At 44.0% G+C, this 1,224-nt stretch carries 1 protein-coding gene; it reads right to left on the bottom strand.

Annotated elements, in window-relative coordinates; all coding sequences use genetic code 11:
- Window positions 1–657 precede the first annotated feature (657 nt).
- On the bottom strand, window positions 658–1,224 hold a 567-nt coding region (locus PX481_RS02235), incomplete at its 5' end, for a sigma-70 family RNA polymerase sigma factor (protein ID WP_288093487.1).

The raw sequence follows: 1,224 nt of genomic DNA, 5'->3' as shown, positions 1-1,224 counted from the left end.
TAATGCAAGGTTTTTGAAAGTCCCAATCCTATTTTCGCAGCATGAACATCGGACTTTAACAGGTCAAAAGCCTTATTTTAAAAGGGTTTTACCATTATTCAGCAAGCCCTAATTAGGCATTAAAGAGCATAAATAAGCTTATTTATGCTCTTTATTGAATTTTTAACCTGAGATCTCTTTTTTATTCGATAAAATACCCGCCGGTGCTACTCGCCTCGCTGTCGGTTGTGGTAAGCTGTACTGAATTTAAACTGCGTAAGAGTCTCTGAGCGCCCATTTATAGGGATTGCCGCCTCTGGAGGTTCCTTTCTCTTCCCTCCCCAGTTCTGAAAAGATACTTAGGGCTTGCTGAATAAATCTAAAAACCTTGTTGGGTAAGACTTTTAGACTTTTTGTCAATCAAAAATTACCAGATCTGGGAGTGATCGGGGGGGGGAAATTTAGGCACTTTTTCCCTGAAAATTAGGTAATTGACCCCCTCAAAATCGGTAAAAACCTACACCCCACACCCTGTCCCCACGAAAAACTTTTTCAGCCAACCCTAAGTACACTGGCAAAATTTACCCTTTTTTTGTTCAGGTTGGTTAAAAATTTAGCAATAATAAACCCAAAAAAAAGAGAGCTTGCGCTCTCCTTCTTGGTTATTTGCTAATTTTACTAACTGGCGACAATATATTCCTTGACGTTGGCCCGGCGACGGCGTAAATGAGCTAGGGCCTGGTGTTCTAATTGTCGCACCCGTTCCCGACTGATGTTCATTCTCTGACCGATTTTGGCTAGGGATAACTCCTTGCCATCGGTTAAACCGAAACGGAGAGTAATCACTTCCCGTTGTTGGGGGGTTAATTCGGCCAGGAGATTGGCTAAGTCTTGCCGTAATAACTCTTGGGTGATGAAGGTATCGGGAGAAACTCCGCTATCTTCTAATAGTTCCGACAATTCCGTATCTTGGTTATCGCCGACGCGCACATCAAGGGAGATGGGTTGACGAGCCATACTGAGATATTCGCGGATTTGAGCGGGTTCAAGCTCTAATTCCAGGGCAATCTCGGCAGGAGTGGCACTTCTCCCCAGTTTTTGGGCGAGTTCGCGCTGGGTTCTTTTAATTTTATTCAGTTTTTCGGTGATATGGATGGGTAAACGAATGGTGCGGGCCTGTTGAGCGATCGCACGGGTAATCGCTTGTCGAATCCACCAGTAGGCATAGGTAGAAAATTTATAACC

This window comes from Microcystis sp. M53603_WE2 (assembly GCF_030065435.1).
This window is presented reverse-complemented; position numbering and strand designations above follow the sequence as displayed.